General features: G+C 68.9%; 21 protein-coding genes. 7 read left to right on the top strand and 14 right to left on the bottom strand.

Going from position 1 to position 20,664, the window contains the following annotated elements:
- Positions 1–77 precede the first annotated feature (77 nt).
- The 3 genes from ACREYQ_RS25625 to ACREYQ_RS25615 all read right to left on the bottom strand — a co-directional run bounded on the left by ACREYQ_RS25625 (position 78) and on the right by ACREYQ_RS25615 (position 2,193).
- On the bottom strand, positions 78–410 hold the full coding sequence (locus ACREYQ_RS25625; RefSeq protein WP_432260787.1) for a DUF2917 domain-containing protein: 333 nt from the start codon (positions 408–410) through the stop codon (positions 78–80).
- A 14-nt stretch (positions 411–424) separates the two neighbouring features.
- The gene (locus ACREYQ_RS25620) at positions 425–1,411 is read right to left on the bottom strand and encodes an alpha/beta fold hydrolase (protein WP_432260786.1); all 987 of its coding nucleotides are present in this window, start codon (positions 1,409–1,411) and stop codon (positions 425–427) included.
- 176 nt (positions 1,412–1,587) lie between these two features.
- Positions 1,588–2,193 (bottom strand): TetR/AcrR family transcriptional regulator, encoded by a 606-nt coding sequence (locus tag ACREYQ_RS25615; protein ID WP_432260785.1) that lies wholly within the window; start codon positions 2,191–2,193, stop codon positions 1,588–1,590.
- A 338-nt stretch (positions 2,194–2,531) separates the two neighbouring features.
- Here ACREYQ_RS25615 and ACREYQ_RS25610 point away from each other — a divergent pair, with 338 nt between their 5' ends.
- From ACREYQ_RS25610 to fahA, 3 genes are all read left to right on the top strand, one after another.
- Positions 2,532–2,915, top strand: a complete 384-nt coding sequence (locus tag ACREYQ_RS25610; RefSeq protein ID WP_432260784.1) for a helix-turn-helix domain-containing protein — start codon at positions 2,532–2,534, stop codon at positions 2,913–2,915.
- Between the two features lie 456 nt (positions 2,916–3,371).
- Positions 3,372–4,691, top strand: coding sequence for a homogentisate 1,2-dioxygenase (gene hmgA, locus ACREYQ_RS25605; RefSeq protein WP_432260783.1), 1,320 nt, complete (start codon positions 3,372–3,374; stop codon positions 4,689–4,691).
- Positions 4,692–4,833: 142 nt separating this feature from the next.
- On the top strand, positions 4,834–6,096 hold the full coding sequence (gene fahA, locus ACREYQ_RS25600) for a fumarylacetoacetase (RefSeq protein WP_432260782.1): 1,263 nt from the start codon (positions 4,834–4,836) through the stop codon (positions 6,094–6,096).
- Positions 6,097–6,102: 6 nt separating this feature from the next.
- Here fahA and ACREYQ_RS25595 read toward each other — a convergent pair whose 3' ends face one another.
- The 9 genes from ACREYQ_RS25595 to ACREYQ_RS25555 all read right to left on the bottom strand — a co-directional run bounded on the left by ACREYQ_RS25595 (position 6,103) and on the right by ACREYQ_RS25555 (position 15,994).
- Positions 6,103–6,567: a hydroxymyristoyl-ACP dehydratase gene (locus ACREYQ_RS25595; RefSeq protein ID WP_432260781.1), complete on the bottom strand. Its 465-nt coding sequence runs from the start codon at positions 6,565–6,567 to the stop codon at positions 6,103–6,105.
- Entirely contained in the window at positions 6,560–7,372 is an 813-nt protein-coding gene (locus ACREYQ_RS25590; protein WP_432260780.1) for a beta-ketoacyl synthase chain length factor, read from the bottom strand. The genes ACREYQ_RS25595 and ACREYQ_RS25590 overlap by 8 nt, the downstream gene beginning before the upstream one ends.
- A 9-nt stretch (positions 7,373–7,381) precedes the next feature.
- Positions 7,382–8,584, bottom strand: a complete 1,203-nt coding sequence (locus tag ACREYQ_RS25585; protein WP_432260779.1) for a beta-ketoacyl-[acyl-carrier-protein] synthase family protein — start codon at positions 8,582–8,584, stop codon at positions 7,382–7,384.
- Between the two features lie 66 nt (positions 8,585–8,650).
- Positions 8,651–9,490 (bottom strand): polysaccharide deacetylase family protein, encoded by an 840-nt coding sequence (locus ACREYQ_RS25580; RefSeq protein ID WP_432260778.1) that lies wholly within the window; start codon positions 9,488–9,490, stop codon positions 8,651–8,653.
- Positions 9,487–11,892: an MMPL family transporter gene (locus ACREYQ_RS25575; RefSeq protein WP_432260777.1), complete on the bottom strand. Its 2,406-nt coding sequence runs from the start codon at positions 11,890–11,892 to the stop codon at positions 9,487–9,489. Before ACREYQ_RS25575 ends, ACREYQ_RS25580 begins: the two co-directional genes overlap by 4 nt.
- Positions 11,889–12,506 (bottom strand): LolA-related protein, encoded by a 618-nt coding sequence (locus tag ACREYQ_RS25570; protein WP_432260776.1) that lies wholly within the window; start codon positions 12,504–12,506, stop codon positions 11,889–11,891. The genes ACREYQ_RS25575 and ACREYQ_RS25570 overlap by 4 nt, the downstream gene beginning before the upstream one ends.
- Before the next feature lie 17 nt (positions 12,507–12,523).
- Positions 12,524–13,498: an acyl-CoA synthetase gene (locus ACREYQ_RS25565; protein WP_432260775.1), complete on the bottom strand. Its 975-nt coding sequence runs from the start codon at positions 13,496–13,498 to the stop codon at positions 12,524–12,526.
- The gene (locus ACREYQ_RS25560; protein ID WP_432260774.1) at positions 13,492–15,207 is read right to left on the bottom strand and encodes an AMP-binding protein; all 1,716 of its coding nucleotides are present in this window, start codon (positions 15,205–15,207) and stop codon (positions 13,492–13,494) included. Before ACREYQ_RS25560 ends, ACREYQ_RS25565 begins: the two co-directional genes overlap by 7 nt.
- Positions 15,208–15,256: 49 nt before the next feature.
- Entirely contained in the window at positions 15,257–15,994 is a 738-nt protein-coding gene (locus tag ACREYQ_RS25555) for an acyl carrier protein (RefSeq protein WP_432260773.1), read from the bottom strand.
- 292 nt (positions 15,995–16,286) lie between these two features.
- Here ACREYQ_RS25555 and ACREYQ_RS25550 point away from each other — a divergent pair, with 292 nt between their 5' ends.
- Both ACREYQ_RS25550 and ACREYQ_RS25545 read left to right on the top strand, forming a co-directional pair.
- Entirely contained in the window at positions 16,287–16,547 is a 261-nt protein-coding gene (locus tag ACREYQ_RS25550; protein ID WP_078200395.1) for a phosphopantetheine-binding protein, read from the top strand.
- A 51-nt stretch (positions 16,548–16,598) separates the two neighbouring features.
- Entirely contained in the window at positions 16,599–17,432 is an 834-nt protein-coding gene (locus tag ACREYQ_RS25545) for a glycosyltransferase family 2 protein (RefSeq protein ID WP_432260772.1), read from the top strand.
- 65 nt (positions 17,433–17,497) lie between these two features.
- Here ACREYQ_RS25545 and ACREYQ_RS25540 read toward each other — a convergent pair whose 3' ends face one another.
- Together ACREYQ_RS25540 and ACREYQ_RS25535 are read right to left on the bottom strand one after the other, a co-directional pair.
- Positions 17,498–17,674 (bottom strand): glycine zipper 2TM domain-containing protein, encoded by a 177-nt coding sequence (locus tag ACREYQ_RS25540; RefSeq protein ID WP_432260771.1) that lies wholly within the window; start codon positions 17,672–17,674, stop codon positions 17,498–17,500.
- 145 nt (positions 17,675–17,819) lie between these two features.
- A complete protein-coding gene (locus ACREYQ_RS25535; RefSeq protein ID WP_432260770.1) occupies positions 17,820–18,698 on the bottom strand; it encodes an NAD(P)-dependent oxidoreductase in 879 nt (292 codons plus the stop codon).
- A 297-nt stretch (positions 18,699–18,995) separates the two neighbouring features.
- Here ACREYQ_RS25535 and ACREYQ_RS25530 point away from each other — a divergent pair, with 297 nt between their 5' ends.
- Together ACREYQ_RS25530 and ACREYQ_RS25525 are read left to right on the top strand one after the other, a co-directional pair.
- Positions 18,996–19,247: a helix-turn-helix domain-containing protein gene (locus tag ACREYQ_RS25530; protein WP_432260769.1), complete on the top strand. Its 252-nt coding sequence runs from the start codon at positions 18,996–18,998 to the stop codon at positions 19,245–19,247.
- Between the two features lie 2 nt (positions 19,248–19,249).
- Complete coding sequence (locus ACREYQ_RS25525; protein WP_432260768.1) at positions 19,250–20,599, top strand: type II toxin-antitoxin system HipA family toxin; 1,350 nt, start codon at positions 19,250–19,252, stop codon at positions 20,597–20,599.
- The last annotated feature ends 65 nt before the right edge of the window (positions 20,600–20,664 follow it).

Below are 20,664 nucleotides of genomic sequence, written 5' to 3'. Positions count from 1 at the left end.
ACCGCCAAACATAAAGCGCAACTGCGTGCGCGCATTCGCGCCGGGGCTGGCAGGGCGAGGGGTGTCCTGCCGACCCGTCACCGGCCTGCGCCGGTGTAGCCCCGCCCATGCGGTGCCAGCAAGCGCCGCAGCCATTGCCGCCACACGCCGGTCGTCGGCGTGGCCTCTTGCCGGCAGCGCGTCACGTGCAGCGATGCCGTGGTGACGGCATACAGCTCGATATGGCGGCTGTCCGACAACGTAAAGCATTCACTGGCTGTCAGCACCGTGTCTTTCAGGTCGCCGTCGCGGATCAGCCAGAGCTCGCCTTCGGTGCAGCGCACAGCAACGTGTTCGCCAGCACCGGTGACCAGCCGCAGCGAAGTGCGGGCGGGCAGGGTGGCGGTCATGTCATGGCTCACCAGAAACATGATGGTCTCCAGGCTCAGTCCACGGCAGGCGCGCGCGCAGCGGCCTGCGGCCGGATGAAATCGGCGATCCGGCCGATGACGGCGGGATCGTGCAGGATGCGGCGATGGCCAAGGCCGGTGGTGGTTTCCAGGCGCGCGCCCGGCCAGGCCCCGGCGATGGCGGCGCCGTCTTCCCAGCGCACTTCCTTGTCGTCGCGGTCATGGATTACCAGCGTCGGCGGCACCGGGCGGGTGCGGCCGACGTCGGGCACGTTGAAGGCCGACCACGGCATGCCGAGCCAGCGTTCGCTCTGGCGTTGCATGCGTGCCAGGACCGCGGGGCCGGCACCCAGTTGCCAGGCCAGCGATGCGCACGCCGCACCCATGTCGGCCGGCGAGCCGACCAGGACCGCGGCGCTTGCCGGAAGGCCTTCACGCAACGCCAGCGCGGTGGCCGCGCCACCTAGCGAGTGCGCCACCACGGCATGGACCGGCCCCGCATGCCAGGCCGCCGCGAGCAGCGAGCGCGACATTTCCAGCACCGAGGTCTGCGCCGCGCCGCGCGCGCCGGCGTCGGACGCGCCGTGCGAAAGCGCGTCGAAGGCGACGACCCGCATGCCGGCAGCCAGCAGGCCGTCGATCACCGCATGCCACTGGCCGGCATGGCCGCCCCAACCGTGGGCGAGCAGCACCACGGGACCAGAGTTGCCCCAGCGGTAGACGCGCACGCGCCGGCTGGGGCCGTGGCCGGTGACCAGCGCCCAGTCGGCCCGCGCGCTATCCAATGCGCGCCGTGCCGCCGACGTGGCTGCGGCACGCGGCGGGCTGAACCAGGCGCGTTCAAGCGCCCGCGCCGCGGCGCCGGGCGTCAGGGTGCTGCTGGCCTGCCAGCGCAGCCGTTGCCAGCCAGCCAGCGCGCGCTGCAGCGGACCGCCGTTGGCGGCTGCGGCGGCGCGCACGGACTTGCCGGCAGCGGCGGGCGATGAGGAAACCGGGGAAGGAGAAGAGACTGCTTGCGTCACGACCTGCACCTCCAATGGATTCTGGATTGCGCCGCGTCATCGGGACCGGCGTGGCCGGCGGCGTCTCGCGCTGTTTTTAAGACCGACCAGTCGTGCTTTTTTAGATGCAAAAAAAGCCCGCCGGAGCGGTTTGCTGCCCGCCGGCAGGATGTGCCGGCGCCAATGTCCTGTGTGCCTCAGGGGCGGGGCGCGCCCTCGGCGGCACGCGCCACCAATGCCCCGAACGCGCGCCGCGCCATGATTTCCGCATCCTGGCGGCCCAGCAGCTTGAAAGACTGCTGGAAGGCCATGCCGATGCCGGCAAGCTCGAAGGCGAACTGCCGCGGGTCGACGTCCGGCCCGAAGTGGCCTTCTTCGATGGCATCGCCGACCACGCGCGCGATGGTGCTGTGCCAGTCCTTCAGCGACTGCACCACCAGGTCGCGGATCGAGCCCGGCCGGTCGCGGTATTCCTGGCCCAGCGCCGTAAACAGGCAGCGTCCCTGTGTCACCGTGCCGCCTAGCCATTCCAGGTAACCCTCGAACAATGCCTGCAGCCTCGGCATCCCGCGCGGCTGGCGCATCGCCGGGCGTATCACGATCTCGCCGAAGCGATCCACCGCAAGATCCAGCACCGCCTGCTGCAGCATCTCCTTGGACTTGAAGTGCGCATACAGGCCGCTCTTCGACATATTGGTGTCGGCGGCCAGCGTGGCCAGCGACAACTGTTCGAAGCCGACCTTGGCGGCGGCATCCAGTGCCTGCTCGATGATGGCTTTGCGGGTGAGGTTTCCTTTCTGCATGGAGTTGAGAATAGCACGACCGGTCGGTTTGTCAACGAAACCGGATGCATGGTAGTTGCCCGGACTTGCGTTGTTGTGAACGGGAGGCCATAACGTCATTTAGCTATGTATGTGACGTCAACGCAAACTGAGAAGGTTCGTTACTGTCAGGGCGGCACGACGATGTTGTGCGCGATCCGGCCCTTGGGCGGCCGCCTCAAGGCCGGTGCCAGGGCAAGATGACGGACTTGCAAGAAATCTGCACAAAGTGTTTCCGCGGCTACATACGGAACGCTTTGCGTGCTCTATACTCGAATGCACGTCCGCGCACTTTTTTTCACTGGTGACTGGAGACCGACATGAACAGTACAGCCGTGCCAAGAGGCGCTAGCGAACCGTTCCGGCAACTGCGGGCGTTGCGTCGCGCGCGCAAGCTCAAGCAGGAGGACGTTGCCCGTAAAGCGGGGATTTCCCGGGAAGCCTACCTGCGGGCCGAGTCGGGTCAGGCCGACCCCCGCATGTCGACCTTCCTGGCCGCCTGCGAAGCGCTGGGCCTGGAAGTCGTGCTGGCCCCGCAGCATCTTGCCGCCGACGTCAACGCGTTCATTGCCAGCCGCAACGGCGGTGTGACGGCCGCCTCGATGGCCGGCCAGCCCGCCGGCAGCGCGGCGGCGCCTGCCGCAGCGCCGGCGTCCGGGGGCAGCTTCGGCTCCGGGACCGGTGAGGGCCATAAGCCGGTCTGATCCAGCCGCTGCCCGGCTGGCCGCGTCCCTGCATGGGCCGGTCCGGCAGCTGGTCTCCAGGCCACCCAAGACAACCGGCACGGGGCGTTCCGCACCGCGCCGGTTGCTGTCGTCCGGAGAGCCGGTTTCGGCTTCGGGCGCCAATGACGCCGCAGGCCTGGCTGCCTGATCCGGCGTTTCACACCTGTTCCCATTTTTGTTGTTGACCTGAGTTGGCGCTGTCGCGGGCTCTTTCCCGACACGCGCGGCAACCGCCTGCCTGGCTTTCTCCCGTTTTTCTGGTTTTCGGCCTACAACTGGCAATGCAAGCGACGCATGCCTCATGCGCATCCGCTGCGGTTTGACACGTCTCGCGTCGACTATTACGATATGGTAAATTCATTTCGCAATACGTAATTCAAGCGCCGTGCGGCCCGCGCAGCGCCAGATGGACCTTCCGGAAACGCTGACGACACCATGAACCTCACGCACACCCAGCTCGCCGAGCACGGCTATATGTCGGGCTTCGCCAATGAATTTGCCACCGAGGCACTGCCCGGGGCGCTGCCCATGGGCAGGAACTCGCCGCAGCGCGCGCCGTACGGCCTGTATGCCGAGCAGCTGTCCGGCACGGCCTTCACCGCGCCGCGCGCGCACAATCGCCGCTCATGGCTGTACCGCATCCGCCCGGCGGCCATGCACAAGCCGTTCACGCAGATCGAGCAGTCGCGTTTCCTGAGCCGGTTCGACCAGGTGCCGCCGTCGCCCAACCAGATGCGCTGGAGCCCGCCGGCAATGCCGTCGGTGCCGACCGACTTTGTCGACGGCATCGTCACCATGGCCGGCAACGGCGGCCCCGAGGCCATGACCGGCTGCGGCATCCACCTGTACTTGGCCAACCAGTCGATGCGGGACCGCTTCTTCTACAACGCCGATGGCGAGATGCTGATCGTGCCGCAGCAGGGCCGCCTGCTGATGGTGACCGAGCTGGGCCGGCTGGAAGTGGAGCCGCAGGAGATCGCGGTGATCCCGCGCGGCGTGCGCTTCCGCGTAGAGTTGCCCGACGGCGAGGCGCGCGGCTATATCTGCGAGAACTACGGCGCGCTGTTCAAGCTGCCCGACCTGGGCGTGATCGGCTCCAACGGCCTGGCCAACCCGCGCGACTTCCTGTCGCCGGTGGCCGGCTATGAAGACCGCGAGGGCGATTTCGAACTGGTGGCCAAGTTCCAGGGCAACCTGTGGCGTGCCGGGATCGGCCATTCGCCGCTGGACGTGGTGGCCTGGCACGGCAACTACGCGCCGTACAAGTACGACCTGCGCCGCTTCAACACCATCGGCTCGATCAGCTTCGACCACCCGGATCCGTCGATTTTCCTGGTGCTGCAGTCGCCGTCGGATACGCCGGGCGTGGACACCATCGACTTCGTCATCTTCGGGCCGCGCTGGCTGGCGATGCAGGACTCGTTCCGCCCGCCCTGGTTCCACCGCAATATCGCCAGCGAATTCATGGGCCTGATCACCGGTGTCTACGACGCCAAGGCCGAAGGCTTTGCGCCGGGCGGCGCCAGCCTGCACAACTGCATGAGCGGCCATGGCCCGGATGCGGAAACCTTCGAGAAGGCCAGCGCCGCCGATACCTCGAAGCCGCATCGCATCGAAGACACCATGGCCTTCATGTTCGAGACGCCGGGCGTGATCCGCCCGACGCCGTATGCCGCGCAATCGGCCTCGCTGCAGCAGGACTACTACACGTGCTGGCAGGGCCTGAAGAAACACTTCAACCCGAACGCCCGCTGATCCCGGGCGCCTGCCTCCCGCCCGGTTTTCTCCCCTCGCCCGCTTGCGGGAGAGGGGCCGGGGAGAGGGCAGGCGCCAGCCAAGAACGACAAGTCACGGCACGCGCCAGCCGCAGTGCCACCCAACTTTCCGGAGTATCCCAATGACCGCCCCCCAAACCAGCTGGATCGCCACCGCCAACGACGGCCAGACCCATTTCCCTCTGCAGAACCTGCCGTATGGCGTGTTTTCCACCAAGGGCCAGGCGCCGCGCGCCGGCGTTGCCATCGGCGACCAGGTGCTGGATCTCGCCGCACTGGATGAGGCCGGCCTGCTGCCGGCCGCAGCCAAGGGCACGTTTGCCGCGGCCAGCCTGAACCGCTTTATCGCACTGGGCAAGCCGGTCTGGAGCGAAACCCGCAAGCGCCTGACGGCGCTGCTGTCGGGCGATGACGCCGCGCTGCGCGACAACGCGGCACTGCGCGACCAGGCCCTGGTGCCGATGTCGGCCGCGACGCTGCACCTGCCGGTGGAGATCCCCGGCTACACCGACTTTTATTCGTCGAAGGAACACGCCACCAACGTCGGCCGCATGTTCCGCGACCCGGACAACGCGCTGCTGCCGAACTGGCTGGAAATCCCCATCGGCTACAACGGCCGCGCCAGCTCGGTGGTGGTGAGCGGCACGCCGCTGCATCGCCCCAACGGCCAGATCAAACTGCCGAACGAGGCGCGCCCGGTATTCAGCCCCTGCCGCAAGCTGGATTTCGAACTGGAGATGGGCTTTATCGTCGGCAAGGAAACCGCGCTGGGCGAGCCGGTCAGCACCGCCGCCGCGCCGGAGCATATGTTCGGCATGGTGCTGCTCAACGACTGGAGCGCGCGCGATATCCAGCAATGGGAATACGTGCCGCTGGGACCGTTCAACAGCAAGACCTTCGGCACCTCGATCTCGCCGTGGGTGGTGACGATGGCAGCGCTCGAGCCGTTCCGCCGCGACAATCCCGAGCAATCGCCCGAGCCGCTGGAGTACCTGCGGCAGCAGGGCAAGAACGCCTACGACATCGCGCTGGAAGTCGCGCTGCAGGCGCAGGGCGCAGCCGCACCCAGCACCATCTGCCGCACCAACTTCAAGGCGATGTACTGGACCATGGCGCAGCAGCTGGCCCACCACACCGTGTCGGGCTGCAATGTGCGCGTGGGTGACCTGATGGGCTCGGGCACGATCAGCGGCACCACGCCGGATTCCTACGGCAGCATGCTGGAGCTGACCCGCAACGGCGTTGAGCCGGTGACGCTGGCCGATGGCAGCCGCCGCGGCTTCCTGGAAGATGGCGACGACGTGATCATGACTGGCTACTGCCAGGGTGAGGGTTACCGCGTCGGCTTCGGTGCGGTGTCGGGCAAGATCCTGCCTGCGCGCTGAAGCGCTTCAGCCGGCCGCGGCGGCATCGAGGATGACCGCCGCGCGGCCTGACAGCAGCGGCCGGCCCGCGGCGCTGACGGTGAACGCGTACAGCACGGTGGCACCCTCGCCGCTGACGCGCTCGGCCGCCACATCCAGCGGCGCCTCGATATCATCGAGCCGCTCCACGTGCAGCACCAGTTTGCGCACGCTGGCCAGGTAGCCCGCGCGCGGGCGCCGGGCATCGTTTCCCTGCCCGGCTTCAGCCAGCAGGGCGCCATGCACGGCCATTGCCTGTGCCGCATATTCGATCCCGCACACTGCCGCCAGCCGGCCCTGCGCGCGCAGCGGGTTGTCCGCGCGCGTATGGGTCGTGGCGGTGCAGCGGATCGATGCCGCATCCCAATCCAGCACACCGTCGAGCAGGCACATGCTGCCGTGATGCGGAATGCGCGCCGCGATCCAGTCGCGGTCCTTGACGAGCTCAGGCATCGGCCTGACAGCCAAGGCTTTCCACCTCGGCTTCGATCTGCAGCGTGTCCAGGTAATCCAGCACCACAGCGCCAGTTTCGCCGCGGGCGATGGCCGCCAGCAGCGGCAGCACGCGCGCGGCCGGGGCCGACGTGCGCAGCGCTTCCAGCGCGGCATCCGGCATCGCCGTGGCCGGCGCTTGCGTCAGCGCCACGCCGATGCGTGCGAGCGAGCGCGCCGTTTGCCGGGGCGTGACCAGCAAGGCCACGCCGAAGGGATCGGGGATCGGGCGATGGCTGTGCAGCGGCTCGGGATAGCCCGTGTCATAGGCGATCAGCAGGCACGGTTCCGCATCGGCGGCGGCCTGCAGCACGCATTCCAGCAGGCCGGCGCCAAAGCTGCCGTCCATGGCGCACAGCACGTTGGAGGTGCGCATCGCGCCCGCGGCGATCGACCAGTAGCCCGCGGTCGCGTTGTGCACGGAGTTGTGGAAGCGCGTGGGCGACATCAGCGGATCGGCTTGTGCCAGCGCTTCGCAGATCGCGTGGAAGTTGTGGCCGTCGCTGCTGGACGATGTAAAGATCGTTGGCAGTTGCGCGGCATCGCAGTCGCTGCCCGCCACCGCCTGCTGGCCTACGTCGAGCGCCAGCCGCACGGTCGGGCCGGTGCGGCGCCGCTCGGCCGGAGGCAGGCCGGCAGGCAGCGGCAGGTCGGTGGGCGCATGCGCGTATGGCGCACGCCCGGCGAGCACTTCGCTGGCCTGCTGCCAGCCAGCCAGGCCGGGCCCGAGCAGGCCGATGCTTTCGATGAATACGTGCTGCGGCATGGCGCTGGCTCAGTGAGAAACCGCGTCCGCACGGGCGAACAGCAGGCTGCAGTTGGATCCGCCGAAGCCGAACGCATTGCTCATCGCATAGTGCAGCGCTGCGTCCCGGTTGGCGAGCTGGTAGTTCACGTCCAGCGCCGGGTCCACCTGCGTGGTGTTGATGCCGGCAGGCATGAAGCCATGGCGCAGCGCCAGGGCGCAGATCACGGCCTCGAGCGCACCGGCTGCGCCCAGCGCATGCCCGGTGGCGCCCTTGGTGGAACTGCACGGCGTGCCGGGCAGTACCGCGGCCATGGCCAGGGCTTCGGCGGCGTCGTTGCTGCGCGTGGCCGTGCCGTGCAGGTTGACGTAGCCGACCTGCGCCGGCGCAATGCCTGCGCTGGCCAGTGCCTGTTCCATCGCCATGCGCGCGCCCAGCCCCTGCGGGTGTGGCGTCGACATATGGTGCGCGTCGCTCGATTCGCCGATGCCGGTCAGGAGGATGGCATCGTCTTGCGGCGTGCCGCTTACGCGTTCGAGCAGGCCGAAGGCCGCCCCCTCGCCGATCGAGATGCCGTTGCGCGCCACGTCGTAGGGACGGCAGGGCTGGCGGGACAGCAGTTCCAACGCATTGAAGCCGTATAGCGTGGTGTGGCACAGCGAGTCGACGCCGCCGACCACGGCGGCATCGATCAGCCCCGCCTCCAGCATGCGCCGCGCCGAGCTGAACACCTTGGCACCGGACGAACAGGCCGACGACACCGCCGCCGCCGGTCCGGCCAGGCCCAGGGACTGGCGCAGGAACGCCGGCAGCGAATAGGGATTGTGGGTGCCGCCGTAGTGGAAGCCCGGCGGCAGCGCACCGCTGGCGGGATCGCGCTGGCGGTAGCCCAGTTCCGTCTGCAGCACGCCTGCGGTGCTGGTGCCGAGAAACACGCCGATCCGGTGGGCGCCGTAGCGCGCCGCGGCTTCGCGCACGCGGGCGGCAAAGCCGTCCTGCTCCAGTGCCAGTTGCGCCAGCCGGTTATTGCGGCAGTCGAACTCGGCCAGTGCGGCTGGCAGGGCCACGGCGTCGAGGCCTGGCACTTCACCGACGAAGGTGTCGAGCGCGGCGTCGCTGAAGCGGCAGGGCGCCAGGCCGCCGCGCTGCGCGCGCAGCGCCGACAGGGTGGCGTCGGTACCGGCGCCGAGGCAGCTGGTGGCCGTGAAATGCGAGAACAGGAGCGGAGACACGGCTTGGATTGGGCGGATGGAAGAAGTTTCAGAAGGCAGTGCCAATTGTAACAAGCGGCTGGCGCCTCAGACCGGGGGCACGACCGAGCGTAGCGTCACGCAGCGCAGGCCGGCCCGCTCGATGGCGGCAAGCAGCCCTGGCAGCACGGTGATGCAGTGCGGATTGCCGGCGGCATCCAGGCCGGGATTGCCGTCATGCAGCAGCAGGATGTCGCGCCCGCCCAGCTTGCCGGCAAGGCGCTGCGCCACGCGCGCGGCGTTGTCGCCGCTGCGGGTATCGAAGCCGCGCCGGGTCCACGCCGCCAGCCGCAGGCCGAGCCGGCACAGGACCGGCTCCAGGAACGGATTGCGCAGCCCGGCCGGGGCGCGGAAGAAGCGCGGCGCCTGGCCGGTGATATCCGCCAGCACCTGCTGGGCGGCGGCGATATCGCGCTGCATGCGCCCGGGCCCGAAGATCGAGAAGTGCAGCCGGTGGTACATGCTGTGGTTTTCCACGGCGTGGCCGCGGCGGACGATCTCGCGCAGCAGTTCAGGATGTGCCGCGGCGCGTTGGCCGACGCAGAAGAAGGTCGCGCGCGCGCCATGCTGGTCCAGCATGTCGAGCACACGCGGTGTCACGGCCGGGTTGGGGCCATCGTCGAAGGTCAGGGCCACGCAGTCGTGGGCTGATGGCGGCAGGCGCAGCAGGTTGGGGCCGAGCCAGTTGCTGCGCGGCCACAGGCCGGCGGCGCACATCGCCGCATGGGTGGCGCCGATGCCGGCCAGCGCCACGCCCATGCTCTCGGGGTAGGCGACCATCGCGCCCACGTGCACGGCGGCGGCGCCGCAAAGCAGCGGGCTGGGCCGCCAGGGACGGCGGCTGGCAGCGTCGGGCAAGGCAACGCCCGGTGCGGGTAACGGATTCATGTTGCACTCCCGGCTGTCTCCGACGCCGCGTGGGGCGCCAGGATCGCCGAAAACCACAGGGCCAGCACGGCACCGGGGCCGACGGTCAGGCCGAACGCCTTCAGCAGCGGCAGGCTCGACAGCGCCAGCAGGCCAAAGGCGGCAACCGTGGTCAGGTTGGCCAGCAGCAGGGACACCAGCGTGTGCGGTGAAGCGCGCGCCACCTGGCTGCCCGCCGCGGGGCCATTGAAGAATAGCGCGTAGTTGGAGCCCACCGCCACCAGCAGCAGCAGGCCCACCAGGTGCAGCAGCGTCAGCGGCTGGCCCAGCGCCGCCAGCCCGCCCAGCACCACCAGGGCCGCGGCGGCCAGCGGCAGCACCGTGGCCAGCACGCGCCGCGGCGAGCGCAGCGCCACGGCCAGCAGGGCGATGATCGCCAGCAGGCCGGCCAGCGACAGCAGCAGGGCTTCGCGCAGGTAGCCGGTGTAGAGACGGTCCGACTCGCCCTTGAGGTCAACGAACAGCGTATCGGCCACGCCGGCCCGCTTGATGGCGGCGCGCACCGCATCGCTGTCGACGCCGTCGGCCGCGCTGGCGCTGCCCGGCGTGTGGACGGGCGCGCGCAGTGGCAGGGTGGCGCTCCAGCGCCCGTCGCGCTGCGCCAGCAGCGCATCGACGGCCAGTGCCATCGAGGTGCCGCGCAGGTCCTCGCGCCGCAGCAGCGCGCCGGTGCGTGCTGCCTCGGCCTGCGCCAGGAACGGGGCGAACAGCGATGCCCGCACCGGCTGCGTGGCGACCGCGGCCTGCAGACGCTGCGCCAGCACATCCGGCGGCGGCAGGCTGGCCTGGCGCTCGCGCTGGGTCGCCGCGCTGGGCAGGTAGCGCGCCGGGCTCTCGTAGCCGCCGATGAAGTTCTGCGCCACCAGCGGGTCCAGTTCGTGCGCCACGCGCTCCGCGCCCTGCAGCACGGATTCCTGGTCCGGCCCGGACAGCACCACCAGGTAGCGCACGTCGGGTGCGCCCAGGTCTTCGCGCAGCGACGCGTCGAGTGCCTGGTCGCTGGCAGACACCGGGCTCAGCGCCTGCAGCTCGCGCCCCCACAGCGTGCCGCGGTGCATGGCCAGCACGGTGCAGGCCGCCACCACCAGCAGCGCCACCAGCCAGCGCACCCGGTGCGCGCGCGCCGCCAGCCACTGCAGCTTGCGGCCCAGCGGCGCCACCTCGCGCAGGTGCAGCGTGGCCGGCACCAGTTGCGGCAGCACGAAGCGCGTCACCAGCGCCGCGGCCGCCAGCCCCGCGATCGAATACAAGCCCAGCTGCGCCAGCCCCGGAAAGCCCGACAGCAGCAGCGAGGCAAAGCCGCACACTGAAGTCAGCACGCCCAGGCGCACCGTGGGCCAGAAGCCACCCAGCCAGGCGCGTTCGTCGCGCCGGCCGTCGCGCGTGTATTGCGCGGACTGCACGAACAGGTAGATCGAATAGTCGACCGCCTCGCCGATCAGCGTGGTGCCGAAGCCGAGCGTCAGCCCGTGCACCGAGCCGCCAAAACCCAGGCTGACCGCGGCGATGCCCGCCAGCGCCCCGCTGAGCACGGGCACCAGCCCAAGCACCAGCAGCGGCAGCGAGCGGTAGACCACCAGCAGCAGCGTGACGATGATGGCCAGGCCGATGGTCGACAGGCGCTCGACATCATGCCGGATGGTGTCGCGTGCATTGACCGAGAACACGCCGGGGCCCGTCATCACCAGCTTGTAAGGGCCGGCTGCCGAGGCCCTGGCAAACGCTTCGCGCACGGCGTCCATGGCCTGCGCCTGCGCATCGGTATCGGCGCCGGCGCTGGCCGTCTGCGCCAGCAACACCGCGCGCCTGCCATCGCGCGAGGCCCAGGCGCCCGCGTGCATCGGCACGCGCTGCCCGGCATCGAGCTGCGCCATCATCGCCGCCACTTCACCGGTGGGGTCGCGCGGCAGCAATGACTTGGTGAAGAGCCCGGCGGATGACGCCAGCAGTTCGAACGATTCGTTCACCGCCTGGGCCAGGCCGCGTTCACTGAAGCGCTCTGGTGTGACCTCGGGACTCAGCAGGTAGCGATGCGCGAAGACGTAGTCCTGGTCGGCCCCCTGGTTGACCGGTTCGCCGTTCTGGATCGCGGTGAAACGCCGGTCGCCGCGCAGCTGTGCCGCCATCGCGCGCGAAACCGCGGCGCGGCCGTCGGCATTGCCGCCCTCGATTCCCACCAGGATCAGGCGCGATACCAGCCCGTCGCGCAACTGGCTCACCAGCAGTTGCTGTTCGGCGCTGGGCAGCCGCGGCAGGAAGGCGGAGAGGTCGGCGGTGAAGGTGGTGCGGCTGATCACGGCGGCGCACGCAAGCAGGGCGAAGACCCAGAGCGCCAGTGCCAGGCGGCGCGGTGCTGCGCTCATCGGCTGCCGGCCGGCCGGATCTTCATCACCGAGCGGTCGCCGTCGGCCTGCCGGATCTCGACCTGGTCCAGCGCGTCCTGCCTGCCGTCGATGCGCACCTGGCTGACGGCCGCGGCCATGCGCGAGTCCGCCGGCGTCAGCGTCAGGGTCCAGCGGCTGGCGCGGCCCTCCAGGCCAAGCTTGTAGTAGCGCTCCAGCGTATCCCGGTTGCCCGCCAGCGTGCCGCGGATGCTTTCGATAAAAGCCGCGATTTCAGGGTAGTTCTGCAGCGGCATGGTGTAGCGCTTGCCGTCGCGCTCGACCGTCAGCATGTCGCCGTCGAGCACCAGGTTTTCGGGCTTGGGCGACAGCGTGCGCTTTTCCAGGTGGTCGGGCGCCGTGAACCGCAGTTCGCCCGACGACTGCACCGGCTTGTCCAGGATCGCCAGGTACTTGGTTTCGGTAAACAGCACGCGCCCTGACTTGCGTTGCGCCAGCGTGGACATCAGCTGATCGACGCCGAACGCGGCAGAGCCGGCGGGCGCGGCGGCGCCGGACGGCGTCGCGAGTGCAAGCGTGGCGCTCGCCAGCAGCATTGGCAGCAGGCAACGGAAAGGGCGCGTGGAAAGAAGCATCAATCGCAGCTCACGGGTTAGGGCTCGTTCCCCGGCGGCGGCTGCTCGGACAGCGGCGGCCCGGCGTGCCAGAAATCGTAGAAGTTGAACCAGTTGTACGGGGCGCTGCGGCAGAACCGCTCCAGCAGCCGCACGTAATCCGACAGCGCGGTCTGCACGGCCGCTTCGCGCTGGCCGCGCGCGGTCTCCGAGAAGTCCGCCAATGGCACGAAGTGGACATCGTAGCGGTTGCCGCCGCGGTACAGGCCGGTGATGAAGAACACCGGCCGGCGCAGCATCGCCGCCATGCGCAGCGGGCCGGTGGGGAAGCCGGTGGGCGTGCCGAGGAAGCTGCACTGCTGCACCGGGTCGGTGGCGCGCTGCGACAGCGTGCGGTCGGCCAGCATGCCGATCATGTAGCCCCGGTCAAGATAGTCGCGCACCCGCAGCATGGTGTCGAAGCGGCCCAGCGCAATCACGTCCTGGCGCATCGCCGGGTTGATCGACTGCAGCACGTCGTTGAGCTTGTGCGCGTTCTCCTCATACATGGTGATCGCGACTTCCATGTCCGGATGGCGCCGTCCGAGCGCGCGCACCACCTCGAAGCTGCCCAGGTGCGCACCCAGCAGGATGGCCCCGCGCCCGCGTGCCATCGCGGCTTCCAGCAGCCCCTCGCCGTGCAGGCGGATATCGAACAAGTCGAAGCGGCCGTTGAGCAGGTAGATGCGGTCGTGGATGGTTGAGGCGAACGTGAACACATGCCGGTAGCCATCGCTCCAGTTGGCCTTGCGTCCGAGCGCGCGGTCCATGTACGCCCGCGACGCATGGCGCGCCGCCGGCGCGAACAGCATGAAGTAGGCCGCGATCCCCCGCAGCACCACGCGCCCGGCGGGGCGTCCGAGCGCCAGCGAGATCCAGGTCATGACGCGCAGCAGGGTGAGGTTGCCGCGCTCCTTGCGGCGGGACCATTCGGCGTCCAGCGGCACCTGCCGCCGCCACAGCCAGCTCAGCATGGCGATGCCCCCGCCTGCGGCGCGGCGCCGCGCACCTGCAGCGTGCCGCTGGCAACATCGCGCCCGGCGCTGCGCAGCGTGAAGCGGATGGTCTCGCCGCCATTGGCTGCCGCGTCGGCCTGGTGCGCGATCTCCACGCGCTCGCCCGGGCGCACCGGGCTCAGGAACTTGAGCATGCCGGCCTGCGTCACCGCGAGCGGGCGGCCCAGGGCCGCGCCGAGTGCAAGCACGGCATGGTCCAGCAGCACCACGCCCGGCACGATGGGATGCCCCGGGAAGTGGCCGGCGATGGCCGGGTGGCCGGCGTCGATGACAAAACCGGGCATGCGATCGCGGGGTTGCCCCGCGGCAAGCCTTGCGACCAGCGCTGCCAGCGCTTCGCGCGGCAGCTTGCCGGCGGCATTGCGCGGCAGGCTGTCGGCAAAGTACAGCGGCCGCGGCATGAAGGCAGGATCGATCCGCGCGCGCAGCGCCTGCTGCAGCCTTGCAGGCGCAATGCCCGGCGCGACCACCACCGCAACCAGCCGCACCACGTGGCCATGCGTATCGCCTTCGTGGGCGTCATCGGGCATGAAGAACGCGCCGTCGTGCACGCCGTCGATGGCCGTGAGCTGGTGGTTCAGGTAACCCAGCGAGGTGCGTTTGCCGGCGATATTGAGCATGTCGGCCTTGCGGCCATGGAGCACGAACCGTTCGTCATCGATCTGGGCGATGGCGTCGCCCAGCGGCACCGGCTGTTCGATATGGCCGCCTTCGGCCCAGGTTTCGGTATCGTCGCCGGCGGCATTCGGGCGCGCTTGCAGCCGCACGCCTGGCACCAGCGTCCAGGCGTCGGTTTGGGCGGTGCGGCGCGTGGCGAGCTGGCCGGTCTCGGTGCTGCCGTAGATCTCGCACAGCGGAGCGCGGAACAGTGCCTCGGCCTCGGTTGCCAGTAGGCGGCCGAGCGGCGCCGTGGCGCACAGCACCAGGTCCGCAGCGGGCATTGCCAGGTCTGACTGCACCAGGGTGCGCAGGTGCACGGGCGAGCTGACCAGCGCACGCGGGGCCGGCACCGAGGCCAGCGCATCGCTGACATCGGCCGGATAGAAGGCCGGCGCCGCCACCAGGGCCGCGCGGCCCTGCAGCACCAGCATGACCGTGGCTTCCAGTCCGAACATATGCTGCGGCGGCACCGTGCCCGCCAGCGTCCAGGCACGCCCGTCGAGCAGGCCAAGCCGTTGCGCCGCCGCGCGCGCGCAGCGTGCCATCGCGCCCCAGGTCTTGCGATGCGGCACCGGCGTGCCGGTCGAGCCCGACGTGAACACATAGGCCATGACCTGCGCTGCCGGAATCCGGGGAATGTCGGCCGGGCCATTCGATACCGTGCCGGCCAGGCCGTCGCGATAGTGGACGGCCGGCATGTCGAATGCCGCATCGGGCTGGTCGTGCAGGCAGAAGGCGTCTGGGGCGAAGGCAAGCAGCTGGCGCACCATCTCGGGCGTGTGCGACGGCGGCAGCAGCGTGGCCTTGCCCGCCAGCAGCGCGGCGCAGAGGCCGACGGTGAAGCGGTAGCGGTCGGCGCAGGCATTGAACACGTGGCCGCCCGCCGGCAGCGCGGCGGCCAGGCTGGCTGCGTCAGCCAGGAACTGCCGCACCGTGACGGGCCGCCCATGCGCCCAGGCGATGATGTCTTCGGGCGAGGCGTGCGCGACGATGGGGAGCGTGGTCATGGGACGGAGCCTCGGCCTGTTGCCAGTGTAGGAGCCGGGTTGCGCCGCGTCATCGCGGCAGGCCGGGCCGGCCCGCACGGGCAGCCATGACGGCGCGGTAGCCATGCACCGCGTCCAGCAGGCCGCCATGGCGCATGCCTGGAAAGGCGATGCGGCGGCACACGGCCTCGACCACGAACATCAGGGCGATCAGCAGCGGCGTGGCAAGGTTGGCAAAGCTGGACCAGGCCGCGACCGGGGCCAGCACGAACAGCAGCGTCGACACGCCCACCATCGCGGCAAAGAACAGCGTCCAGGCCTGGGTCACGCGCACGGTGTAGCGCGCGTGCGCGGCGGACAGCGGGCCATGGATCGCCGTCGCGATCTGGGTGCACAGGGGGGTGCTGCCGCGGCGCAGGCTCAGTGCGAACATCGCGCCCAGCGCGGTGTTGATGCCCGCGTGCTGCAGGTAATAGGTCCAGCCGAAATGCGCGGCCAGCGGCGCGCGCCAGATCCACAGCGCGGCGCAGGCGGCCAGCAGGCCAACCAGGGCGGGGGTACGCCCCACAGCGCGGCGGCAGGCCAGGAAGCCGATCACCAGGAACGGTGCCGCGCCCAGAAACAGCGCGGCCACCTCGGCGCCCGGCTGCTGTGCCGCGCGATGCAAGGCGGATTCGTAGACGACAAAGCCAGCTACTGCGCCAATCCAGGCATGGCGCCGTCCTGCCTGGACGGTTGCGTCCTGCCGGGTGGCCACTGGCGTTGCGGCGGGCAGAGAAGGGCGGTCAAAAGACTGGCTCGAAGGCATCAGGGGGAGTTGTTGTGTGTTGCGCAAGTCGCTTGGCTTGGGCGCCTGGTCCGGCACATAGCCTAGAATGGCGGTCGCGAGGCAGGCGAAGCGAACGCTTTATACCCCAAAAGACCCTCCGGACGCGATGATGATTCCCGAAAGGGGTGTTGATGTTGTTACTAAACTTCTCTCAACTGGCCCGGGATTGCCCCATTTGATAGCATCGGGTGCCCGACGCGCGCACCGGGGCAACCTTCCCGGACGTGTGCCGCAACGGCTTTCCAGCCAGGCGTTCCAGCCATTGAGCAACATGACCGAACTCGAAACCGAACTTGCCCGCCTGATCATCGACGAACTCGACATCGCCGAATTGCGGCTGGAGGACGTCAATGCCGCCACGCCGCTGTATGGCGACGGCTTTGGCCTGGACTCCATCGACATCCTCGAGATCGCCCTGCTGGTATCGCGCAAGTATGGCGTGGAACTGCGCTCGGACAACCCCGACAACAAGACCATCTTTGCCTCGCTGGGCAGCCTGGCCGCCTACCTGGCGGAACAACGCACGCGCTAGCCGCCAGGCTCCCCGCACTCTCACTCTCGCCAGCCAGGACAGGAGCACGATATGCCGCAGCAAGCCACGCCCGCGCCGGCGCTGGTGAACGGCCGTGCCGCGCCTTCCGCCACACACCTGGTGCTGATCCCCAGCTACAACCCGGGCGTGCGCCTGCACGAGGTGCTGCGCGCCGCCCGTGCCGCCTGGACGCCGGTGTGGGTGGTGGTCGACGGCAGCACCGACGGCAGCGTGCAGTGGCTGCAGGCACAGGCGGCCACCGACCCCGGACTGCGCGTGCTGGTGCTGCCGCGCAACCAGGGCAAGGGCGCTGCGGTGCTGCATGGCATCGATGCGGCCGCCGCGGCGGGCTTTACGCATGTGCTGGCGATGGATTCCGACGGCCAGCATCCGGCCCACCTGATCCCGCAATTCATGGCGGTATCGCAGCGCGAGCCTGAGGCGATGGTGCTGGGTCGGCCGGTGTTCGACGCCAGTGCGCCGCGCGAGCGGGTTTACTGGCGGCGCATGTCCAACTTCTGGGTCGATGTGGAAACGCTGTGGGCGGGCATCGGCGATTCCCTCTACGGCTTCCGCGTCTACCCGATCGCGCCGCTGCGCGCGGTCATGCAGGAAAGCCGCTGGATGCGGCGTTTCGACTTTGATCCGGAAGTCGCCGTGCGCCTGTGCTGGCGGGGCGTGCGGCCTTTCAACGTCGACGCGCCGGTGCGCTATTTCAGCCAGCGCGAGGGCGGGGTATCGCATTTCCGCTATTTGCGCGACAACCTGCTGCTGACGGGGATGCACCTGCGGCTGCTGGCCGGGTTCGTGTTGCGGCTGCCGATGCTGGTGTTGCAGCGCTTGCGGCGGCCGCCTGACGGCACATCGTCAAGGCACACGGCGTAGGCACAAGGCAGAAAAGCAGCAAGGCCGCGCGAAGCGGCCTTGCTCATTGTTGGCCAGGGGGCTGCCTACTTGCCCAGTTCGTGGCCAACCACGCCGCCCACCACGGCGCCGCCGATGGTCCCTGCCGTGCTGTCGTGGGTCAGCTCATGCCCGGCCACGCCGCCGGCCACTGCGCCCGCCGCCGTACAGCCGGCCAGCGCCATGCTTGCGCTTGCCAGAAGCGCTCCTGCGAGTTTCCACATGATGGTCTCCTGCCTGGTTGCCGGGCCGGCCGCGAGCAACTGGCCCTGATGCGTCAAGCTTAGGCGTGTGGCCGTCCGCGGCCTTTCCGAGGAGCGCCGATTGCACTGTAGGAATCGGACGACGGCAGGTGGCGCGGCAGTGGCCTCAGGCGTCCTGGCTGTGCTGGCGCAGGCGCTTGATCAGCGACGAGGTATCGGCGCGGCCACAGCCCATCTGCTGGAGGTCGGCATAGAACTGGTCCACCAGCGCGGTGACCGGCAGGCCGGCGCCGTTGCGGCGCGCCTCGTCCAGGCACAGGCCCAGGTCCTTGCGCATCCAGTCCACCGCGAAGCCGAAGTCGAACTTGTTGTCGATCATGGCGGGGCCGCGGTTCTCGAGCTGCCAGGAGCCGGCCGCACCCTTGCTGATCACGTCCAGCACCAGGCGCATGTCCAGGCCGGCGCGCTCGCCAAAGGCGATGGCCTCGGACAGGCCCTGGATCAGGCCGGCGATGCTGATCTGGTTGACCATCTTGGCCAGTTGGCCGGCACCGGATTCGCCGATGCGGGTCACGGCGCGCGCGTACGCGGCAATGACCGGCTCGGCGCGCGCATAGGCCTCGGCATCGCCGCCGCACATGATGGTCAGGATGCCTTTTTCCGCGCCGACTTCGCCGCCGGACACCGGGCCGTCGATAAAGTGCAGGCCGCGTTCGCCGGCGGCCGCGCTGAGCTCGCGCGCGACATTGGCGCTGGCGGTGGTGTGATCGACAAAGATGCAGCCGCTGGGCGCGCTGAAGAAGGCGCCGTCATGCCCGGTCAGCACCGAGCGCAGGTCGTCGTCGTTGCCCACGCAGGAGCAGACCACCTGTGCATCGCGCACGGCCTGCGCCGGGGTAGGGGCGGACTTGCCGCCGAACTGCCCGACCCAGGCCTGCGCCCTGGCGGCGGTGCGGTTATACACCGTGACCTCGTGGCCCTTGGCCGCGAGGTGGCCGGCCATATGGAAACCCATGACGCCCAGTCCGAGGAATGCGACACGCATGTTGCTGCTCCGTTGCTTGTTTATGTTCGGGATCGGTGAGGCGCGGCCCTGTTGGTATGGCGTCCGCCGGGGAACCGCATGGGCGCAGCGGCGGGCCGCGTCCGGTTTCGGGAGTATACGGGGGTGGCGCGGGAGCGGACAGATACAGAGACGCGCAGGATGGTGCATGACAGCATGACGTTCGCGGCACAAATATCCGCTACATCGTCATACATGAATACCCATGTCATAGTTATTTGAAAAATACCTATGTGGTTGGTAATATGAAAATACCCGTTTTATTGGTGTTTTGAAAAGATGAAGCAGATCGTCTCCACTCCCTGGCAACTCGGCCAGATCCTGCAGGCAGCACGCAAAGCCGCCGGACTGAACCAGACCGAAGCCGCGGCCCGGCTGAACATCAGCCAGAGCCGGATGTCACATATGGAACTGAACCCCGACAGCATCAGTGTCGACCAGTTGCTGGCCCTGATTGGCACGCTGGGGCTGGAACTGGTGATCCAGGATAGGGCCGCCGGGGCGGCCGAATCAGCCGCCGTAGAGTGGTAGCCATGGCCGCACGCAGGTCACGCACGCCGGCCCTGTCGGTTTGGGTCAACGGTCAGCGCGTCGGCAATTGGCGTCAGCCGTCGGGCGCCGCCATGGAACTGGAATACGAGGAGGACTGGATCCGCTCGGAGACGGGGCGGCCGCTGTCGCTGTCCCTTGGGTACGGGCTGGGCAGCCGGCGCGTGGTGCGAGGCGATGCCGTGCGCAACTACTTTGACAACCTGCTGCCAGACAGCGACGCCATCCGGCGTCGGTTGGCGCTGCGCTTCCAGACTGGCTCGGTCGAGGCCTTCGAACTGCTGGCGGCAATCGGCCGCGATTGTGTGGGCGCGGTGCAGATCCTGGCGGAAGACGAAGCGCCCGCGGCCATCGACCGAATCGAGGGCGAGCCGCTCTCAGACGAGCAGATTGAACGCTGGCTCGACGATCTCGTCGTCACCCCCGCACCGGGCCGGCATGAGTACGACGACGACTTCCGCATTGCCATCGCAGGCGCGCAAGAGAAGACGGCGTTGCTGCGCCATCATGGTCAATGGCTGCGGCCGCACGGCGCCACGCCGACCACGCACATTTTCAAACTGCCCCTGGGGCTGGTGGGCAACCGCAAGGCCGACCTGAGTACATCGGTGGAGAACGAATGGCTATGCCTGAAGATTCTCGCTGCCTACGGCTTGCCGGTGGCCGAATGCGACATGCTGACGTTCGGCCGCCGCAAAGTGCTGAGCGTCACGCGTTTTGACCGCCAGCTGCATCCGTCAGGCCAATGGTTGCTGCGGCTGCTGCAGGAGGATTTCTGCCAGGTGTTCGGCTTGAGTTCGCTGCAAAAATATGAGGTCGATGGCGGACCCGGCATGATTGAGCTTGCCACTGTGCTGCGCAATTCCGTGGCGCAGGCCGACGACCTGCAGACGCTGATGACCGCGCAGTTGCTGTTCTGGCTGCTCGCCGCGCCGGATGGGCACGCCAAGAATTTCAGCATTCGCCTGCTGGCCGGCGGGCGCTACCGCATGACGCCGCTGTACGACGTGATGTCGATCTGGCCGGTGGTGGGCCAGGGCGCCAACCAATTCTCCAGGCATAAGGCCAAGCTGGCCATGGCTGTCGCCGGACGCAGCCGGCATTATGGCCTGCGCGATATCCAGCGGCGCCACTTCAATGCGATGGCGCCGCGGTGTTTCCTGGGGGGCGATGCCGAGGCACTGATCAGGCGCGTCATCGCGCAGACACCGGCAGTGATTGCAGCGGTCGGCGCGACGTTGCCGGCAGGGTTTCCGCAGAGAGTGGCCGACACGATCCTGGAGGGGTTGCGGACTTCAGTGCGGCGTCTGGGAGAAATGCCGGCGTTTGGCTGAGCGGCGAGGCGGTGGGGCCTTCCAGGTCACTACCGAGTCAGAACCCGCCTACGCCAGCATCCGCT

Source organism: Cupriavidus sp. TMH.W2 (assembly GCF_050847365.1).
In the GTDB taxonomy this organism is placed as follows: Bacteria; Pseudomonadota; Gammaproteobacteria; order Burkholderiales; family Burkholderiaceae; genus Cupriavidus.
The sequence above is the reverse complement of the archived record's forward strand: the minus strand, read 5'-3'. Positions and strand labels throughout refer to the sequence as shown.

What these genes read in the sequence shown, in the direction of transcription:
- ACREYQ_RS25530 (WP_432260769.1), top strand. Translation starts at nt 18,996, where the DNA reads ATGAAGCAGATCGTCTCCACTCCCTGGCAACTCGGCCAGATCCTGCAG.
- fahA (WP_432260782.1), top strand. Translation starts at nt 4,834, where the DNA reads ATGACCGCCCCCCAAACCAGCTGGATCGCCACCGCCAACGACGGCCAG.
- ACREYQ_RS25535 (WP_432260770.1), bottom strand. Translation starts at nt 18,698, where the DNA reads ATGCGTGTCGCATTCCTCGGACTGGGCGTCATGGGTTTCCATATGGCC.
- ACREYQ_RS25590 (WP_432260780.1), bottom strand. Translation starts at nt 7,372, where the DNA reads ATGCCGCAGCACGTATTCATCGAAAGCATCGGCCTGCTCGGGCCCGGC.
- ACREYQ_RS25595 (WP_432260781.1), bottom strand. Translation starts at nt 6,567, where the DNA reads ATGCCTGAGCTCGTCAAGGACCGCGACTGGATCGCGGCGCGCATTCCG.
- ACREYQ_RS25575 (WP_432260777.1), bottom strand. Translation starts at nt 11,892, where the DNA reads ATGAGCGCAGCACCGCGCCGCCTGGCACTGGCGCTCTGGGTCTTCGCC.
- ACREYQ_RS25540 (WP_432260771.1), bottom strand. Translation starts at nt 17,674, where the DNA reads ATGTGGAAACTCGCAGGAGCGCTTCTGGCAAGCGCAAGCATGGCGCTG.
- ACREYQ_RS25555 (WP_432260773.1), bottom strand. Translation starts at nt 15,994, where the DNA reads ATGCCTTCGAGCCAGTCTTTTGACCGCCCTTCTCTGCCCGCCGCAACG.
- ACREYQ_RS25615 (WP_432260785.1), bottom strand. Translation starts at nt 2,193, where the DNA reads ATGCAGAAAGGAAACCTCACCCGCAAAGCCATCATCGAGCAGGCACTG.
- ACREYQ_RS25565 (WP_432260775.1), bottom strand. Translation starts at nt 13,498, where the DNA reads ATGCTGAGCTGGCTGTGGCGGCGGCAGGTGCCGCTGGACGCCGAATGG.
- ACREYQ_RS25550 (WP_078200395.1), top strand. Translation starts at nt 16,287, where the DNA reads ATGACCGAACTCGAAACCGAACTTGCCCGCCTGATCATCGACGAACTC.
- ACREYQ_RS25525 (WP_432260768.1), top strand. Translation starts at nt 19,250, where the DNA reads ATGGCCGCACGCAGGTCACGCACGCCGGCCCTGTCGGTTTGGGTCAAC.
- ACREYQ_RS25625 (WP_432260787.1), bottom strand. Translation starts at nt 410, where the DNA reads ATGTTTCTGGTGAGCCATGACATGACCGCCACCCTGCCCGCCCGCACT.
- ACREYQ_RS25580 (WP_432260778.1), bottom strand. Translation starts at nt 9,490, where the DNA reads ATGAATCCGTTACCCGCACCGGGCGTTGCCTTGCCCGACGCTGCCAGC.
- ACREYQ_RS25570 (WP_432260776.1), bottom strand. Translation starts at nt 12,506, where the DNA reads ATGCTTCTTTCCACGCGCCCTTTCCGTTGCCTGCTGCCAATGCTGCTG.
- hmgA (WP_432260783.1), top strand. Translation starts at nt 3,372, where the DNA reads ATGAACCTCACGCACACCCAGCTCGCCGAGCACGGCTATATGTCGGGC.
- ACREYQ_RS25610 (WP_432260784.1), top strand. Translation starts at nt 2,532, where the DNA reads ATGAACAGTACAGCCGTGCCAAGAGGCGCTAGCGAACCGTTCCGGCAA.
- ACREYQ_RS25545 (WP_432260772.1), top strand. Translation starts at nt 16,599, where the DNA reads ATGCCGCAGCAAGCCACGCCCGCGCCGGCGCTGGTGAACGGCCGTGCC.
- ACREYQ_RS25560 (WP_432260774.1), bottom strand. Translation starts at nt 15,207, where the DNA reads ATGACCACGCTCCCCATCGTCGCGCACGCCTCGCCCGAAGACATCATC.